Source organism: Halalkalibacter kiskunsagensis (assembly GCF_037027555.1).
GTDB classification, from domain to species: Bacteria; Bacillota; Bacilli; order Bacillales; family Bacillaceae_D; genus Halalkalibacter; species Halalkalibacter kiskunsagensis.
In genome coordinates, this window is record NZ_JAXBLX010000018.1 from 17,188 (window position 1) to 34,036 (window position 16,849).

Here is a 16,849-nt window from a genome sequence, read left to right on the forward strand (position 1 = left end):
AGGCCACTGAAAAACCTCTTGATAGTTATTCAGGGAAGTAGCAATGGCTCCGCACGTTGCTTAGAGCGAACTGAAAACAGCCTTTATTTTATATCGGCAAGCTTGCCATAAAACTGTTGTAAAGTTTAACAAGGGCAAGGACAATTGCTAACAGAAATGCACTCCAAAAAACAACCTGAAAGACAATAAAGCCAACTAATCCAGCAAGGCTAAAGGTGGAACTTACTTTATAAACAAGAAATACGAAATAACTTAAACTCGCGATGACAAATAGAGCTATGATTACTAACAAATATTGAGCCAAAAGAATTGCTAGGACACTGGCGGCTAAATAAATCCAAGTTCCCATTCTAACTTTATTTAATTCATTTCCTTCTTCATCTTTTGAGAAAAAGAGCATAGACAATTCGATCGTAGTATCAGCTATTAACTTCAATGCTGAGAATACCATAAAGAAAAATAATAGCAATAAAAATAGCAATGTTAGCTTAATACCACTCTCGGAAATAAACTCTCTCATTCCACTGTAAATACCTAAGTCGACTAATTCCCCAAGAATAAAGCCTTGAACAAAAATAGCAAAAGCAAGACTGAACAATAATATTGATATAAGCGGAAAATGACTTGTAATATACCGATTTGACAACTTAAACGTCTCCTATCTTTTTATTGATAACGTTTTATTTCTTGCTACATTCACGTAACTTTCATTTCTTTCTTACTAAGTTTGTTTTATAATGAAGTTATTGCTTTTACAAGGAGGAATAAATATGGGTACTTTGCTCATCCTTGGTGTTAGTATTGTTTTCTTTGTTGCTATTTTCACGGCAGGTTACGAAGACAATCCACACAAGAACTAAGTAAGAACCTCTTTACTACTTAAAAATCGACCATTCTCTTTGGAGGTGGTCGATTTTTTTCTCCACTTTTTCAAGATTGCCCCAAAAGGTTTTCCTAGTGGACAACCTTTTAAGTTAAATTCGGAAACCCTTGTTGACGGATTGCTTCATAGATCACTATTGCAGCCGTATTTGATAAATTGAGTGAACGAATCTTATCCGTTTGTGGAATTCGGAAACATTTCTCTACATTTTTTTCAATAATTTCTTGTGGCAAGCCTGTTGTTTCCCTACCAAAAACAAAGAAATGATCGATTTCATTGTTAGAGTAATCAAAATCACTATAGTTTTTCGTCCCGACAGTTTCTATAAAGTAAAAAGCACCTTCGCTATACGTTTCAAATAACTCTTCGATTGAGTCATAATACCGAATAGCAACACTTGGCCAGTAATCGCAACCAGCTCGTTTTAGCATTTTATCATCTGTTGAAAAACCGAGCGGACGAATTAAATGTAGCGTTGTGTTGGTTCCAGCACATGTTCTAGCAATATTGCCTGTATTAGCTGGAATTTCTGGCTGATAAAGCACGATATGTAACCCCACGTGCATACACCTCTATTTCTAATTAATTCTACGACAAAAATCATTATACCACCTACTTTTAAAAGAAGAAACAACCCCTTTGCAAGGAGCGGAGTCGCTACATCTTTTAAAAGCCTTGAGAGACGTGGGGTTCTTCTCTCAAGGCGAGTAGCGAACGGAGTCATTGCCGACTTTTTTTGGCTATCATTACCATCCCCGACACAAAAATTTTATACAACAATGTGGAAAAATTTATATTTAATATTTGGAGTATATGCCGTTGAATCCTCGTACTTCCAATAACGCATTCGACTATTAGCTGTTTGGGCATTCACAAGTGGTTCATTGTTTGCATCTTTGGCCACGACAATCGTTGTATGTTGCCACGTACCATCACCATCAAAGTCATAGCAAATCACATCACCAGGCTCAAGGTCTGATGCATGTTCCTTTTCCTCCCCCCGTAAGCCACTTTGTGCACCACTCAAATACCAACGCATCGCGTTGGCAACTGACCAGCTAAAACTCCAATTATCAGAACGGAACCACCAACCTTTTGAACGGTTGGGATGCCCTGTCATAGATGCTCCACCAGCATGCAAACATTGCGAGATAAAATTTGTACAGTTATTTGTAAATTTTCGGTAAGCTGGATTATAATCATCCCACCACCTTTCTGCATAACGAACTGCTTCTCTCCTATTGTACGAACGTATTTCTCTGCTATTGTCTATCGTATTTATGTTTCCTTCCATTACAGCCTCACGTTCTACCTCTTTCGGCTCACATTTCATATCATTAACCAGCTCTTCATTGACAAAAACTGCTCTTCTGCTCTCTAGTTCCTCTTCAATATAAAATTGATCTTTTATGCGAATTAAAAATTCAGTTCGCTGCCTGTAATCAATATACTGCTGGTTCTCAAATGTGGAGGTACGAACAACATCTCCTTCTACAAATGAACGGACAATTTCAGCTCCTCTAGCTTTATGCATGTTTACTTTCTTTTCAACGATAGAATCGATAGGTTCCTCCCCTCTTACCTCCTGGATAAATTGCCTGTTTCTTCTTTCGATAAGTTGATGCAAGGATGTTATTACCTTTTCTCTCATTCCGCATTCTCCTTTCTCCTCTATCAACTTATGCTACATAGCTTGTTTCATGACAAGATGACAACAAGAAAAAGGGTGTGTCAAAAGCGGAAATCCCCCCCTTTTGACACACCCTTCTTTATTCCTACGATATTTTTTCAATTGCACCTTCTAAACTTAGCAAAATCTCTTTCTTATCTAATCCTCCACCATATCCTACCATACTGCCATTGCTTCCAATTACACGATGGCAAGGGATAATGATTGGAATTGGGTTTTGGTTATTGGCTCCACCAATTGCTCTAACTGCCTTTGGTGCTCCTATCTTTTGAGCTATTTCTTTATATGATTTTGTTTCTCCATATTCAATCTCTTTCAACGTATTCCACACTTTTTTCTGAAACTCAGTTCCACATAAATCAAGAGGAATATCAAACGTACTTCTTTCACCAGAAAAATAATCTTCTAACTGTTTACAAATAGGCTGCAACGTATCTTTACAGCGAATCACTTCACCTTTTCGTCCTTGTTTTTTTAACCAAGCTTTTAATGAAGCCATACACTTAGTTAATTCTCCAAAATGAATGTGACAAACGCCTTTTTCAGTTGCAACGACGGTAAGAGTGCCTAGGGGACTATTCATTTCATCGACATAATGAGTTAATTGCGTTGTCATATAATCCCTTCCTTCCGATTGTCCAATCTTTTCCTTATCTTACATGACAGAAACAAGATTCGCTCATTTCTTAGTCCTTGTTTTTTAGTAAATCCAGCCCTATTTCGATCTCTCGTAGAACTTTCGTGTCTGTTTCGGTATTTTTCATTTGAATCAACAGGTTTTTCTCTTCTTTACTCCCAATTACTCCAATCGCCCAAGCCGCAGTCCCTCTAATCACTGGTCGTGGATCTTTCTTTAGCAGGGTTATTAACTCTTGTAGTGCCTTTTGATCTTTAAAGTGTGCCAATGCAACAATCGCATTACGCTGAATCGGTTTTTTCCCTCGCCAAGAACCCGATACATGGCCAAACCGTTCTTTAAATTCACGATTGCTCATTGTTAAAAGTGGAATTAATTTAGGTTTTGCAATTTCGGGATCAGGCTCCATTTCTGGATGAAGATGATGATCTTTTCCTTTGTTTTCGGGGCAAACTTGTTGACACGTATCACAACCATATAATCGATTTCCTAGCTTTTTTCGATACTGTTCCGGTAGAAAATCCTTTGTCTGCGTTAAGAATGCGATACATTTTGATGAGTCTAATTGTCCTCCTTGAATTAAAGCTCCTGTCGGACAAGCGTCAACACATTTATTACACGTTCCACATTGTTCAGTTAATGGACTATCTGGTTCAAAAGAAATAGTTGTTACTAGTTCTCCTAAGTAAACATAACTTCCAAATTCGGGTGTAATAATCGCACAATTTTTCCCACTCCAACCTATCCCTGCCCGTTCAGCTACAGCCCGATCTGACAGTTCTCCAGTATCGACCATTGAAATCGTTCTAGCTTCTGGTACTCTCTCTTGTAAAAATTGCTCTAACTTCTTAAGGCGCTCTCGCAAAACATCATGATAATCCCTTCCCCATGATGCTCGGCAGAAAATCCCTCTCCGATCTTCGCGGGTGTTTTTTGGGGGACTTGCCATCTTGGATGGATATGCAAGAGCAATTGATATAATTGTCCTCGCTCCTTGTAACAACTTCTCTGGTTGTACTCGTTTCTCTATATCAGGCTCCTCGAATCCAGACTGAAACCCTAGTTCTTGTTGAGTAAGAAGACGATCTTTTAATTGTAAAAATGGGTCTGCTGATGCAAAACCAATTTTATCGACTCCTATTGTTTTACTGTATGCAATGAGCTCATCTTTTAATTGGGCAAGTGTCATGGTCGATCACCTTTCTTCTTCATTTTCCTACTTATGTGCTACAATAAAATGACAAAATATAGCAGGGAGGGAAAACTATGGTCAATGTATTAATAGATGAATCCATTTCATCTCGTGTACCTACATTTAAAATTGGTGTTATCCACTACCATAATATCGTGATCAGTGACTCACCTCAAATGTTAAAAGGCAGATTACAATTTTTTCAAGAAACATTAAAAGTTGAGTTAGAATCAAGAGAAGTGACTGATTATAAAGGGATTTTGGAATGGCGTCAAACATTTAAATTGTTGCAAATGAATCCTGGAAGATACCGTCCATCACATGAGGCTCTGTTTCGCCGCATAAAAAAAGGACAACCTCTGCCACTTGTCCATTCAGCGGTTGACTTAAACACGTTTTTTTCATTGGAGTATGTCATCCCTTTAGGCATTTATGATTTAGCTCCTATAACTGGAGATGTTACTTTCAGACTTGGTCAAGAAAATGAGTCCTATGAAGGGGTAAATGGACGAGAAAATGATATGTGCGGTAAATTAGTGAGTGCAGACGATCAAGGAGCCTTTGGCAGTCCAATTGTCGATTCCACCAGATCTAAAGTAACAACTGATACAACATCAGCTCTCCACTTTTTTTACCTTTGTCCCTCTATTAATAAAGATGAAGCAAATGAGCTAATCCATGCAGCTGGTACGATGTTTACACAAATTCACGGTGGGAATTTTATCCATAATGTTGTCACTTCTTAGATGAAAAATTTGGTTTATAATATTGGTGAAATGGGAAATAGTAAAGTGAAGATATTTGAAGGAGGTCATTATCAGATGAGTCAAGAAAAAGTATCCATAATACTAAATAAGCAAATTGCCAACTGGAGTGTATTGTTTACAAAGTTACACAACTATCATTGGTATGTCAAAGGGCCAGCATTTTTCACACTTCATGATAAGTTTGAAGAGTTGTATAATGAGGCTGCAATACATATTGACGAATTAGCAGAACGCCTTCTTGCATTAAAAGGTCACCCTGTTGCGACGATGAAAGAATTTCTTGAAACAGCTACTATACAAGAAGCAAGTGGCAATCAAGATGCAGAATCAATGGTAGGTGAACTTGTTGAAGATTTCACTATTCTAATTGATGAATTAAAAGAAGGAATGGAAGCTGCTGATGCACTAGGTGATGAAACAACGGCTGACATGTTACTTGCTATTCATCAATCTTTAGAGAAGCACAACTGGATGTTACGTTCATTTCTTAAATAAAAAAATCGGCTTGCGGTCCTATTCTTAGAAACAATGTGCAATCCGCCGCTTTGTTTTCAGCATCTTCTGAGTGGGTTCCTCAGAAGATGCGCGCGGCGTATCCCCTTTGAGAATGAAACTACCTCTCTGAAATTCCTTAAGCTCTCTTACTTGCCCTCAAATAAACCCTGCAGGCTTCCGTAAACGTCCGCAACTTCCTCATCAAAAAATACGAATCGTTGGTGATTTTCTTTTACGAGATCATTCTACCAAGTGGTCCATCCTCTAAAACGATATCTTGAACATCATATACAGATATCACAAAATAAGGAAATCCATAAACGTAAGGAAGTAATTCGTACAATTGAAAATAAATGATAAGGGCTTTATCTGCAATATAGTAATATTGATTTGGTGCTATCCCTGTAAAATCGGCTATTAAAGGCATATCCCTTGATTTAATTTGCACTCTTATTAGTTCATTAAGACGTTTTTGATAATCACTATTTGGTTTAAACAATTTCTTTAATGAATAAACTTGACCTGTGTTCACATCCATTGTTAAAGAACGTAAGATAGTCGTTCCATGAGCCCCGCCTGAGAAAGAATAATGGCTATTGGTTAAACTTACTATATCCCTCTGATTATTTTTTATTTCAAAGCCACCTGTTATCGTCGTCTGCGGATTTTCCTCATACCCTTGTTTTCGAATCATTGTGTTTACTTGCAACATAATCCGTGCATTTAAGTGCTGTTCAATATTACTATTTTCTAGCCTTGTCAATTCTGGATAATATACATCTAACCGAGGTTGAACAATATGACGTGGGATAATACCAACTGGCAATTGTATTGTATTCATCTTTAAACCTCCTCTCATCAAGATGTATATGCACAACACTCACTAATAAGTTTAAAGCATTAAAAAAAGCGGATGTAACGTATACACGTCCCATCCACTTCTTCTTATTCTCCTTCTGGAGTAAAGCTTCTTTTTGCAAATTCCTCATCTAACATAAAGAATGCATTGCTGTCATTTTCAATCCGTTTTAGCTTTTGAATGATGCTATCAAACAGGTCTTCTTCTTCAACTTGTTCTTCAATGAACCATTTTAAGAAAGACATCGTTGCATGTTCACGATCATCTAACGCTAAATCTGATAAATGATAGATCCTCTTCGTAACTTCTTTCTCTTGTTCCAACGCTTTTTCAAATGCATTTAGAACTGAAGTGAACGAGTTATTCGGCTCGCATAAAGACTTGATTGTTGCTCTTTCGCCAAGTGCATTAATAAAGTTATAGAACTTCATTGCATGAAATCGTTCTTCTTCTGCTTGAACGAGAAAAAAATTAGCAAATCCATCTAAACTTTCCGCAGAACAATAAGCAGCCATTGCCAAATAAGAATGAGCTGCATAAAATTCAAAATTCATTTGCTCATTTAACGCGCGTAACAATTTTTCTTTAACCATAGAAACCCCTCACTTTCTGTACATCCACATTATAGCATTCCCTTATTTACGATGTCTTGAAATAACAATTTCTATTCTTTGTACGATTTCTAGAGATTATTTCGTTTTCTCCGAATCCCTCTACAAAATTCGACATTTTTTTCACTCTGCTCGTGATAGGATTATGGAATATTTGGAGGGATTACGATGATAAGACGGCTAAATGCAGATGACTATATAAGTTGTATGAAATTAGTAAAAGAACGTCCAGCTGAAAATTTATTTATTATTAGTGATATTGAAACATTTGGCTTTGAAGAGGACTTTCAAGAGGTGTGGGGAGACTTTGATGATCAAAATAAACTCCGGGCTATTCTTCTTAATTATGAAGGTAATTTTATCGCTTATAGCTCTGGAGAATTTGATGCTGAAGGCTTTGCACTTACTTTTTCCAATAGTCGAAAAGCAATTATGCTCTCTGGTCTCGACCACATTACATCTGCCATCATTCCCTTTGTGCAAATTCCATTATACAGATCGAGAAAACTATACTATGCAAAGTGTGAATCAACGGCTAAATTGCAATCGGTTTCTACATCCTTAGTAAAACAAGCAAGCATAGAAGATTGCTATCGAATAACTGATTTATACAACCAAATTGATGAATTTGATCGGCCGTCCTCCGCTAATGAACGAATACGTAATATGGAAAAAGGTGTATCAAGAACGTATTTTATCGAAGACAACGAGAAAATTGTTTCAGCCGTTTCTACTACAGCTGAGAATCAATACTCCGCTATGGTCGTTGGCGTATGTACACTTGATACTTATAAAAATAGAGGGTTTGCAACTCAATGTTTACACAAACTTTCTCAAGACTTACTCGGCGAAGGGAAAAGCTTATGCCTTTTTTACGATAACCCAAAAGCAGGGAGAATTTATAAACGTTTGGGATTTGAAGATATGGCCATGTGGACAATGACAATGATCAAGTAATAGTGAATGTCTACTGTTGGCAATATACTTCTTGTAAGTCATCAGGTTTTCGTGATGAGGTCTTTATTCTTTCATTCATGGTTCTGAACTAATATTTTTTCAGTCTGCTAAAACAACAAATAACGAGACGGAAGCCAAGTGTTTGGGTTTCCGTCTCGTTGTAGTTAAATCGCTATCTATTTCAGCAAACTGTCTTCCCTTACTCTACTTACCCTTCAGCTGTCATTTCTAAATCATCAATTCGTTTTTCTAGATATTTCATGTCTTTTCGTGCATTAAAGCGTTCTGTTTTCTCTACCTTTACGGCAACGTTATAACTTGGTATTTTTGCTAATTTTTCATATACCCCTTTAGGTAGTAGGAAGTTTCCTTCTGGGAAGTGCAATTCTAAATTGCCACGTGCAATATCAACAAACCTAGCGTTTCCTGTGAAGACACCATGTTGGTTATATACAACAATCGATTCTCGTTCAGAAATACTTAGATCTTTCGCATCCTCGGCATTCATTAACACATCATACCGATCAGCCTCATTAAATGGATCATATTCACTATAGACCATGGAGTTAAATTGCTTGCCACGTCTTGTCGTCACATAGAAATCCCCAGCTACTTTATTTAAATCTGGAATATCAACAGGGATAAGATTCCCTTTGCCATCTGGAGTTGGACAAATTCCATCCTCGCACAACCATGCTCCACCCCACTGGAAGACATCGCCTTGTTCTTTCAAATGCTGGACACCATCATAATTTGGATTTGCTGCCGCAATTTCATTACGAATCGCTTGACCATCTTTAAAGTCGACTAAATGAGCAACTTCTGGCTTCACCCTTTTTGCCAGATCAATATAAACTTTCCATTCTGAACGAGCTTCTTCAACGATTTGCTTGTTTCCTTCAATTTGTGGAGAGAAATACACCATGCGCTCTGTCGAAGTTGAGGTTCCACCACCATCTTGTTCATAGCGTGTTTTGGCTGGAAGAACAATCACAGCTTCTTTCGCATCAACAAGTGTGGATGTATTAAAAATGATATCTTGGTGGACACGAATCTCGAGCTCTGATAACGCCTTTTCAACGAAAGTCGGATCTGGCATCGTCTCTAAAAAGTTTCCGCCGGATAAATAATACATTTTGATTTTGCGTTCATGGTCATCTGGCAATAAACAATTCTCAAGTGATACTCCAAGTACGTCCCCTTGCCATTTCGGTATGTCAAAATTCCACAGCTTCTCCATCCGCTCAATATTTTTCGGTTCAAAGTCTCCTCCTGGAAGGACAAATGGGTCTGCTCCCATTTCGCCACTTCCTTGAACACTTGAGTGACCACGAATTGGCATCACCCCACAATTTTCTCTTCCTAAAAAGCCACGTAGCAATGCTAGATTTGCAACTTGAGAGATATTATCGGAAGCAAAAGTATGCATCGTTAGTCCGAGTGACCAAACAAATACACCTGATTTGCTGTTAGCAAGTAATTCGGCTAACTCCTCAATTCTCCCTTTCGAAACTCCAGCTGACATCTCTATCTCTTCCCAAGATTGCTCCTGAACTTTTGCCTTTAGCTCTTTATAGCCATTTACATGTTCTTGTACAAACTTGTGATCCACTGCTGCTCCAGGCTTGATTTCCTCCATCTTAAACCAGTGCTTCATAATTCCATGCATAAAGGCAATGTCTCCACCAATGTTGACTTGATAGAAATCATCCGCAAGTTTTGTTCCAAATAAAGCTGATTCCCCAACAGACGGAATCCAGTATTTCTCCATTGATGGTTCACGATATGGATTAATGCAAATAATTTTCGTTCCTTTTCGTTTCGCTGCATACATATACTTTGTTGATACAGGTTGGTTATTTGCTGCTACTGATCCCCAAAAGACAATTACATCTGATCCGATCCAGTCTTTGTAGTTACAGCTTGATGCCCCAATTCCAACTGAGCGTTTCAACGCTGTTTTAGACGGCGAGTGACAAATACGAGATGCATTGTCGATATTATTTGTTCCTAAAAATCTAGCAACCTTTGCCGCTACATAATAAGACTCATTCGTAATTCCTCTTGAAGTTAAGAAAAAACCATAATTTTTCGGATCAAGCTTCTTCATTTTCTTTGCAATCAGATCCATTGCTTCGTCCCATTGGATCCGCGAAAACTTCCTTTCTCCAGGTCTACGGATTAATGGATAAGGAACACGCCCTAACTCCCGTAATTCTGCACTTGAATATTTGCGTAACTCATCAATATCAGCATGAACCATTTCTTCTTTCATTGCCGGCATCGTATTCAGTCGTAACACATTCAATCTGGTCGTACAGACATGAGGTCCGGCTAATGTTTGGTCATACAACCCAGCAACCCCTAATGCACAGCCATCGCACACCCCTTTTGTAATAATATTTTTTGCGTAATTCAAATTATCTTTATTATTCCAAACGACCTTCATCGTTTCACGAATATGTTTTGGTTTTATTTTTCCTAAACCAAATGGAACTTTACTTGCCCAAAGTTTAGGAGCTGGTGTATGAGGTAATTTAATTGGTCCTGTATGTTTTGTTTTACCCATCGTATTCACTCCCTTAGTCTTCTATATTAATAGTTATGATTTATCTTATAAAAAAACCACCGTACTTCCCCATTTTTCATGTGGTCATAACGGTGGTTAGTCTTGAGCAGGATCGCTGCTAAGTGCCAAACCAATATGCAGTTCTACTGTTAGTAAACGATCACTTGGCTGAAAATTTCTGTTCGATGTCTTCATCAAAGACAAAAATGGATATCCCAAAGTCCCGTTCAATATCAATATCAACAAACAAATCTAAAAATTTACATTGCAAAAATTCTTCCATTTCTGCTGGTGGATTTTTACGATACATATCTTTTACCATTTCTGTTCTTGCAGCTTTGAGCATTTGCTTGCCTTCCTCAGCCGTTGCAATGAACTTCTCAACTGGAGAAAGATTCCCTTCCATTTCACATATGGCCCATTTTTTACAAAAGGTTGTACTTATTTTACTTGGACCTTTTCCCATATGCTTCTTACGGAAAGAACGAACTAAATTACTAAATTCTGCTTCATATTTATTCATTTTCATGTACCCTCATTTACTTTAACTTACTAAAAGAGTAGTTTGAGCAACTATAAATGTCAACTTAACTAGCTAATTCTTTTACATCCTTAGCCTCTTTTAATTGCTTATTATCAATACGAATCACGAGTGACACAATCAATGCTGCGATAAACATAAACCCAAAGATATAAAGTGTGCCGGCATAACTGTCGGTCGTCTCACGAATCCAAGATGCTAAAATCGGACCGACTAATCCAGCTAGAGCCCAAGCAGTTAATATATATCCATGAATCGCTCCAAGCTGTTTCGTACCAAACAAGTCGCCAATGTAGGCTGGAATGGATGCAAAGCCACCACCATAACAAGTCAGAATTAAAAATAAGACTGCCTGAAATATAACGGCATGTGTAATACTCGGTAAGGCAAAAAACGAAACAATTTGAATGATAAAAAATGCCGTATACACGTTTGCGCGTCCTAAATAGTCAGAAATCGAAGCCCAGCCAATACGACCCAGCCCATTGAATACGCCCATGACTCCTACCATTGTTGCCGCAGCCGTTGCTGTTAGGCCTGCGATTTCTTGTGCCATTGGTGATGCGACTGATAATATGGCGATCCCGCACGTAATATTGATAAAAAGCATAATCCATAAATACCAGAACCTTCTCGTTTTCACTGCTTCATTCGCTGTTAATTGAGAAAGATCTGTTGCCACTTTCTTGCCAGCGTTTTGCACATTCTCCATATAACCTGCCGGTGGTCGTTCAATATACAAAGCTGAGGCAAGCATTATCACAAAATAAACAATACCTAATGTAAAAAACGTATTAGCAATGCCTACTGAACCAATTAAATTTGCCATAATTGGGCTAGCTATCATCGCTGAGAACCCAAAACCCATAATAGCCAAACCGGTCGCTAACCCACGACGATCCGGGAACCATTTCACTAATGTGGATACTGGCGTAATGTATCCGACACCTAGACCAATGCCGCCTAAAGCTCCATAAGTAAAATATAGTAACCCAATTGACTCCGCATTTATAGCAAAGCCAGATCCGACTAGTCCTATACCAAAAAAGATCGCTGCCACTAATCCTAACTTACGTGGTCCATACTTCTCTACGAAATGCCCCATAAATGCTGCCGATAGTCCTAAAAAGACAATCGCAATACTAAATGTCAGAGAAACTGCACTTAAATCCCAGCCAAGTTGTTCCCTAATCGGGTTTGTAAAAACGCTCCATGCATAAACAGACCCAATTGATATATGAATCCCAACAGCTGCTAATGCAATCAACCAACGATTCTTTGTCTTCCCCATTGCTTCCCTCACGCTCCTCACTTTTTTCTCTAAAAAACAAAAAAATCGACGCTATCTTTTATGGAGAGCCATTCCCCAAAAAAGCACGACGATTAGTCTCAAGCAGGTTTCGCTACTTTCGCACCAATAGTAATCGCTTACACTAAATCAACATTTAAAATCGACGACAGGTTCGCTATCTCAATTCTTAAATGTTACAAATTTATGAATACAGCTACATAATACCTTGTTTCCTCTCAATTTTCAATAAGTTTATACGAAAGTTTCTAGAGCCCACTGAAAAAGGTTGCTTTTTACCTTTTTCAGTGGCCTTGAAGCAATGAGCGTAGCCGTTGCCTTTTTTAAAGCCCGCTATGAGTGGTTTCTCATAGCGGGCGCGCAAAGTGCGGAGCCAGTGCCACTTCCTCGATGGACTTTTTCAGTGGCTCCATTTTCCTCTTTTTCCGTAGCCCTAGTTTCTATGACTCTCATACTTCCACACTTGTCACCCGTAATAGAATGTGTTTAGATGATAAGCATTAAAGACATTTTCTCTTTTATAGAAAGGAGATTCAATATGACTGAAGGGTTAAGCTCGAGTCGATCAATCATTAAGTACGAAAATGATAGCTTTATAGCCTTTGAAGATGAAATTGCCATCGAATTTCCTTTAACAATCTATATCAATCAAAAGGAATTCGCCACAATGGTCTGTAGCCCAAGCGAGCTAGAAGAGATGGTCATTGGCTTTTTAGCGTCGGAAGGGGTTATTCGCTTTAAAAAAGAAATTAAACAGTTAACTCTTGATGCTGACCGCGGATTTGCTTACGTAGAATTACATAAAAAAGAAATAAAAAACCAGCAATATTTTTCAAAGCGATTTATCGGCTCTTGTTGCGGAAAGAGCAGACAGTTCTACTTTCAAAATGATATTCAAACAGCGAAAACATCAATGATTTCATCTACAATAACAGCGAATCAATGCATTCACTTAATGAAAAAAATGCAAGAATCGAGCGTTGTGTTTAAAAATACGGGTGGTGTTCACAATGCAGCTCTTTGCACTTCTGAGGAGATAATTGTTAGTCGTTCCGATATTGGTAGACACAATGCCCTTGATAAGCTTTATGGGTACTCGTTATTAAATGGAATACCCGTTAAAGATAAAATTCTTGTATTTAGTGGGCGAATTTCATCTGAAATCCTAACCAAAGCCGCAAAGATTGGTGTAGGAATCGTTTTATCTAAATCAGCTCCTACTGATCTAGCCATACAACTTGCTGAAGATTTGAATATTACTGCGGTTGGCTTTATTCGAGGATCTACGTTTAATATTTACTCAAAACCTGAAAGAATCATCCTAAATTAGCCAAATGGCACCGATTATATACTATAATTAAAGTAGACATCCCAAGGAGGTAATTCTATGAGCTCATGTAAATTAGATCATCCAGTAACAGATGTAGTAAGCAAACTCGAATCTCAAAAATCATTCCTTCCAGCAGACATTTTTTCACATTGCCAACAATTTATTGAAAGCAGTCCTACTCAACTAGAACTAAATGAACTATTTCACCTGCTAAAAAAATATGATTTGGCTTCCGCAGGAGAACAAATCATCCGTAATAAAAAGTTAAATGAACTCGTAAGCGAATAAAACTATTTCGATCAAATCAATGGAAACACTGGGGCAACAACCTTCCCAGTGTTTTTTTCCTTACTTCAAGCGTAAAAACTTAACCCATTACAGTCATGGAACAATGAATAGCACACCATCATTTTGATTGGTGTGCTATTCATTTCTATATCATGCAATTAAACCTTCCTTATCCTCCACTAACAGGAGGAATAAAAGCAATTGTATCGCCGTCTTTGACTCTGTCTTCTTCTGTAGCATAGCTTTCATTTATCGCTATCATTGTATTGGAAAGCGATGTAAGATTGTATTGTTGGAGTAACCATTCTTTTAATTCGAACACGGTTACTCCTGCTTTATCAACCTTAATCTGATCAACACCGGCCTCTTCTTGGAGTTCAGCAAATAACAATATATTAATCATCTTTTCCCTCCTCGAATTCTGGCTTCCCTTTTGGATAAGGAGTTGTTTCAAGTTGATCACCAATCCACTTTGTTCCATCTTCCCAAAACTCTTTTTTCCAAATTGGAACAATTTGTTTGATTCGCTCCATCGCATATTCATTTGCTTCATACGCTGCTTTTCGATGAGGAGTTGAAACAGCTATGATAACAGCTATCTCTGATATATCTAATATCCCTACTCGATGAGTTATAGCAATCATAGCTCCTGGCCACTTTTCCTCAACTTCTTTTCCAATTTGTTCTAGCATTTTGATTGCCATCGGTTTATAAGCTTGATATTCCAACTTAAGTGTTCTCTTTCCATGCGTTAATTCTCTTACCGTACCAATGAAGGTTGAAATTGCACCACATTCAACTCTCGTAACTTTCGCAACCATTTCTTCGACTGATAAAGGTGTTTCTTGTATGTCAAATAGATGTTGATTCATTATCATCACTCAATTTCTGTAAAATAAATTCAACGTAACTAGCTTGATCCTCTAGAGAAAAGATAGGAAAACCGAATTTCATCACCGGCAAAGGCTTCCACGTAATGGCACATAGGATATTACTCACCTCATGTAAAAGAGCAATATCCTTCTCATCGCGTAACAACACAACCTTAGAATACCGTTCTTTTTTAAATCCTTCAACAAAGATTATATCCGGGGAAAAGTGTTCATATAGTTTTAGCAGTTTACCTAGCGACCAAGATTGGTTTTTACTATGTATTTGCAAAGAGCCGCCACCTTCAACAGCTGTAATCGTTGCTCCTGCCTTTTGGTGACGTTGACTATCTTTTATTTCAATTTCATTTTTTTGTGCAACTGAGTGACCGTGATGTTTAATTGATGCAACAAGCCATCCTTGATCAGCGCTTTTCTTAATCAAATTCTCCATCAACGTCGTCTTCCCGCTATTCTGATAGCCTACTACCTGTAAGATGGGACAATATTGTTCCAAGGCCATTCACTTCCTTGATGATCTTCTAACAACAACACATCAACTAACATTCCTTTTTCATATCCTCTTGTTCCTCCAGGTAATAAAAGCAAACAATCTGCCCCTCCTAACGAACTAACAATACCCGATTTATCAACACCTGAAGGAGAAGCAACTAATTGAGTTTCAACATAATCAAGTCTTGCTCGTACGAATCTCATAAATGGATTAGGCTTAGGGAAATCAACTCCTAGTGTTGCTTTTACTTTTTGAAGATGTGGAAACTGATTGTATAGAGTACGACGTAACATTGGACGCACAAACAGCTCAAATCCAACATAGCAAGCAGATGGATTGCCTGATAATCCATAGATCATTTTATTATCGTATTTTGCAACCGTCGTTACACTTCCTGGTCTCATTGCTACTTTGTTAAAGAAAACAGTGGCACCTAATTCATGTAAAATAGCTGGAACATAATCATAATCGCCTACGGATACTCCACCTGTTGTAATTAGCATATCTACTTGAGCCAACGCCTCTTTGGTTGCACTCAGACAAGTGTCAAAATCGTCATCTAATTTACCAAAATACTCAGCTTGCCCACCAGCTCTCTCTATTTGTGCCATAATCATATAAGCATTTGAATTACGTATTTTCCCTGGTGCAAGCGGCTCATCGATATTTAATAATTCACTCCCTGTTGCAATGACACCTATGATTGGCTTTTTCGTGACAGTGACTTCATGATAACCAAACGTTGCGAGTAGTGCTACAATGCCAGGGTTGATTTGAGTCCCTTTGTTCACTAAAATAGACCCTTTTTGCGTATCCTCGCCTTGATAAGATATATTATCGCCTTTTTTAAACATACGTTTGATTAAAATCTCTTTCTCGCTTATTTCCTTTGTTAATTCAAGCATGACAACCGCATCGCATCCAGCTGGAATCTGGGCACCTGTCATGATTCTTACGACTTGAAATGGTTCGACAACACCGGTAAAGACTGAGCCGGCCCCAATTTCCCCTACTACTTCAAATCGCACAGGTTGATCTGAATTTGCTTCTTTTGTATCTATCGAGCGAATGGCAAACCCATCGTACGGGGAACGATCAAATGAAGGAACATCATGAGACGCTACTAAGTCCTCCGCTAGAAATCTTCCATATGCCTCTTCAATAGAGACCTTCTCTGTCTTTGGATACACATCATTTTCAATTACTTTTCTGACAGCTTCTTCAACCGGGATCGGCTTACGCTTCTCTACCATAGCTCACACTCCATTTTGAAATATTTCGACAATACTTACCCTATGATTCCATATAATAGCGAAATAATGCAAGAGGGAACCCCTC

At 38.1% G+C, this 16,849-nt stretch carries 19 protein-coding genes; 5 read left to right on the plus strand and 14 right to left on the minus strand.

From position 1 onward, the window contains the following. Window positions 1-88 precede the first annotated feature (88 nt). From SLH51_RS12010 to queG, 5 genes are all read right to left on the minus strand, one after another. Window positions 89-646 carry a DUF5366 family protein gene (locus SLH51_RS12010; protein ID WP_335961506.1) on the minus strand — a complete coding sequence of 186 codons (558 nt, stop codon included), beginning with the start codon at window positions 644-646 and terminating at the stop codon, window positions 89-91. Between the two features lie 323 nt (window positions 647-969). Continuing rightward, window positions 970-1,443 (minus strand): tRNA (uridine(34)/cytosine(34)/5-carboxymethylaminomethyluridine(34)-2'-O)-methyltransferase TrmL, encoded by a 474-nt coding sequence (gene trmL / locus SLH51_RS12015; RefSeq protein ID WP_335961507.1) that lies wholly within the window; start codon window positions 1,441-1,443, stop codon window positions 970-972. 209 nt (window positions 1,444-1,652) lie between these two features. Next, window positions 1,653-2,534 carry an amidase domain-containing protein gene (locus tag SLH51_RS12020; protein WP_335961508.1) on the minus strand — a complete coding sequence of 294 codons (882 nt, stop codon included), beginning with the start codon at window positions 2,532-2,534 and terminating at the stop codon, window positions 1,653-1,655. A 124-nt stretch (window positions 2,535-2,658) separates the two neighbouring features. Continuing rightward, complete coding sequence (locus tag SLH51_RS12025; protein ID WP_335961509.1) at window positions 2,659-3,189, minus strand: methylated-DNA--[protein]-cysteine S-methyltransferase; 531 nt, start codon at window positions 3,187-3,189, stop codon at window positions 2,659-2,661. A 70-nt stretch (window positions 3,190-3,259) separates the two neighbouring features. After that, window positions 3,260-4,399, minus strand: a complete 1,140-nt coding sequence (gene queG / locus SLH51_RS12030; RefSeq protein WP_335961510.1) for a tRNA epoxyqueuosine(34) reductase QueG — start codon at window positions 4,397-4,399, stop codon at window positions 3,260-3,262. 77 nt (window positions 4,400-4,476) lie between these two features. Here queG and SLH51_RS12035 point away from each other — a divergent pair, with 77 nt between their 5' ends. Then, on the plus strand, window positions 4,477-5,148 hold the full coding sequence (locus SLH51_RS12035) for a B3/B4 domain-containing protein (RefSeq protein WP_335961511.1): 672 nt from the start codon (window positions 4,477-4,479) through the stop codon (window positions 5,146-5,148). 75 nt (window positions 5,149-5,223) lie between these two features. Further along, window positions 5,224-5,664, plus strand: a complete 441-nt coding sequence (locus tag SLH51_RS12040) for a Dps family protein (protein ID WP_335961512.1) — start codon at window positions 5,224-5,226, stop codon at window positions 5,662-5,664. A gap of 232 nt (window positions 5,665-5,896) precedes the next feature. Here SLH51_RS12040 and SLH51_RS12045 read toward each other — a convergent pair whose 3' ends face one another. Both SLH51_RS12045 and SLH51_RS12050 read right to left on the minus strand, forming a co-directional pair. Beyond that, window positions 5,897-6,505, minus strand: coding sequence for a DUF3298 and DUF4163 domain-containing protein (locus tag SLH51_RS12045; protein WP_335961513.1), 609 nt, complete (start codon window positions 6,503-6,505; stop codon window positions 5,897-5,899). Between the two features lie 104 nt (window positions 6,506-6,609). Next, window positions 6,610-7,116, minus strand: coding sequence for a ferritin (locus SLH51_RS12050; protein WP_335961514.1), 507 nt, complete (start codon window positions 7,114-7,116; stop codon window positions 6,610-6,612). Between the two features lie 186 nt (window positions 7,117-7,302). On the opposite strand from SLH51_RS12050, the gene SLH51_RS12055 reads away from it, so the two are divergent. Beyond that, entirely contained in the window at window positions 7,303-8,091 is a 789-nt protein-coding gene (locus tag SLH51_RS12055; RefSeq protein WP_335961515.1) for a GNAT family N-acetyltransferase, read from the plus strand. A 208-nt stretch (window positions 8,092-8,299) separates the two neighbouring features. Here SLH51_RS12055 and SLH51_RS12060 read toward each other — a convergent pair whose 3' ends face one another. The 3 genes from SLH51_RS12060 to SLH51_RS12070 form a co-directional block, all read right to left on the minus strand. Continuing rightward, a complete protein-coding gene (locus tag SLH51_RS12060; protein WP_335961516.1) occupies window positions 8,300-10,660 on the minus strand; it encodes an FdhF/YdeP family oxidoreductase in 2,361 nt (786 codons plus the stop codon). A gap of 160 nt (window positions 10,661-10,820) precedes the next feature. Continuing rightward, window positions 10,821-11,183 (minus strand): Na-translocating system protein MpsC family protein, encoded by a 363-nt coding sequence (locus SLH51_RS12065; RefSeq protein WP_335961517.1) that lies wholly within the window; start codon window positions 11,181-11,183, stop codon window positions 10,821-10,823. A gap of 64 nt (window positions 11,184-11,247) precedes the next feature. After that, complete coding sequence (locus SLH51_RS12070; RefSeq protein ID WP_335961518.1) at window positions 11,248-12,492, minus strand: L-lactate MFS transporter; 1,245 nt, start codon at window positions 12,490-12,492, stop codon at window positions 11,248-11,250. Between the two features lie 556 nt (window positions 12,493-13,048). On the opposite strand from SLH51_RS12070, the gene fdhD reads away from it, so the two are divergent. Together fdhD and SLH51_RS12080 are read left to right on the plus strand one after the other, a co-directional pair. Further along, window positions 13,049-13,840, plus strand: a complete 792-nt coding sequence (gene fdhD / locus SLH51_RS12075; protein WP_335961519.1) for a formate dehydrogenase accessory sulfurtransferase FdhD — start codon at window positions 13,049-13,051, stop codon at window positions 13,838-13,840. Between the two features lie 57 nt (window positions 13,841-13,897). Then, the gene (locus SLH51_RS12080; RefSeq protein WP_335961520.1) at window positions 13,898-14,128 is read left to right on the plus strand and encodes a hypothetical protein; all 231 of its coding nucleotides are present in this window, start codon (window positions 13,898-13,900) and stop codon (window positions 14,126-14,128) included. 169 nt (window positions 14,129-14,297) lie between these two features. Here SLH51_RS12080 and moaD read toward each other — a convergent pair whose 3' ends face one another. From moaD to SLH51_RS12100, 4 genes are read right to left on the minus strand one after another with little or no spacing between them, the layout of a single operon-like run. Further along, window positions 14,298-14,531: a molybdopterin converting factor subunit 1 gene (moaD, locus tag SLH51_RS12085; RefSeq protein ID WP_335961521.1), complete on the minus strand. Its 234-nt coding sequence runs from the start codon at window positions 14,529-14,531 to the stop codon at window positions 14,298-14,300. Continuing rightward, on the minus strand, window positions 14,524-15,000 hold the full coding sequence (locus SLH51_RS12090; RefSeq protein ID WP_335961522.1) for a molybdenum cofactor biosynthesis protein MoaE: 477 nt from the start codon (window positions 14,998-15,000) through the stop codon (window positions 14,524-14,526). The genes moaD and SLH51_RS12090 overlap by 8 nt, the downstream gene beginning before the upstream one ends. Then, window positions 14,981-15,451: a molybdopterin-guanine dinucleotide biosynthesis protein B gene (locus SLH51_RS12095; protein ID WP_335961523.1), complete on the minus strand. Its 471-nt coding sequence runs from the start codon at window positions 15,449-15,451 to the stop codon at window positions 14,981-14,983. The genes SLH51_RS12090 and SLH51_RS12095 overlap by 20 nt, the downstream gene beginning before the upstream one ends. A gap of 32 nt (window positions 15,452-15,483) precedes the next feature. Continuing rightward, a complete protein-coding gene (locus SLH51_RS12100; RefSeq protein WP_335961524.1) occupies window positions 15,484-16,764 on the minus strand; it encodes a molybdopterin molybdotransferase MoeA in 1,281 nt (426 codons plus the stop codon). Window positions 16,765-16,849: the final 85 nt, after the last annotated feature.

Bases quoted from the DNA above. Each gene is read 5' to 3' on its own strand.
- SLH51_RS12050 (WP_335961514.1), bottom strand. From the start codon at position 7,116: ATGGTTAAAGAAAAATTGTTACGCGCGTTAAATGAGCAAATGAATTTT.
- SLH51_RS12025 (WP_335961509.1), bottom strand. From the start codon at position 3,189: ATGACAACGCAATTAACTCATTATGTCGATGAAATGAATAGTCCCCTA.
- SLH51_RS12080 (WP_335961520.1), top strand. From the start codon at position 13,898: ATGAGCTCATGTAAATTAGATCATCCAGTAACAGATGTAGTAAGCAAA.
- SLH51_RS12060 (WP_335961516.1), bottom strand. From the start codon at position 10,660: ATGGGTAAAACAAAACATACAGGACCAATTAAATTACCTCATACACCA.
- queG (WP_335961510.1), bottom strand. From the start codon at position 4,399: ATGACACTTGCCCAATTAAAAGATGAGCTCATTGCATACAGTAAAACA.
- SLH51_RS12095 (WP_335961523.1), bottom strand. From the start codon at position 15,451: ATGGAGAATTTGATTAAGAAAAGCGCTGATCAAGGATGGCTTGTTGCA.
- SLH51_RS12100 (WP_335961524.1), bottom strand. From the start codon at position 16,764: ATGGTAGAGAAGCGTAAGCCGATCCCGGTTGAAGAAGCTGTCAGAAAA.
- SLH51_RS12090 (WP_335961522.1), bottom strand. From the start codon at position 15,000: ATGAATCAACATCTATTTGACATACAAGAAACACCTTTATCAGTCGAA.
- fdhD (WP_335961519.1), top strand. From the start codon at position 13,049: ATGACTGAAGGGTTAAGCTCGAGTCGATCAATCATTAAGTACGAAAAT.
- SLH51_RS12070 (WP_335961518.1), bottom strand. From the start codon at position 12,492: ATGGGGAAGACAAAGAATCGTTGGTTGATTGCATTAGCAGCTGTTGGG.
- SLH51_RS12065 (WP_335961517.1), bottom strand. From the start codon at position 11,183: ATGAATAAATATGAAGCAGAATTTAGTAATTTAGTTCGTTCTTTCCGT.
- SLH51_RS12045 (WP_335961513.1), bottom strand. From the start codon at position 6,505: ATGAATACAATACAATTGCCAGTTGGTATTATCCCACGTCATATTGTT.
- SLH51_RS12040 (WP_335961512.1), top strand. From the start codon at position 5,224: ATGAGTCAAGAAAAAGTATCCATAATACTAAATAAGCAAATTGCCAAC.
- SLH51_RS12055 (WP_335961515.1), top strand. From the start codon at position 7,303: ATGATAAGACGGCTAAATGCAGATGACTATATAAGTTGTATGAAATTA.
- SLH51_RS12020 (WP_335961508.1), bottom strand. From the start codon at position 2,534: ATGAGAGAAAAGGTAATAACATCCTTGCATCAACTTATCGAAAGAAGA.
- SLH51_RS12035 (WP_335961511.1), top strand. From the start codon at position 4,477: ATGGTCAATGTATTAATAGATGAATCCATTTCATCTCGTGTACCTACA.
- moaD (WP_335961521.1), bottom strand. From the start codon at position 14,531: ATGATTAATATATTGTTATTTGCTGAACTCCAAGAAGAGGCCGGTGTT.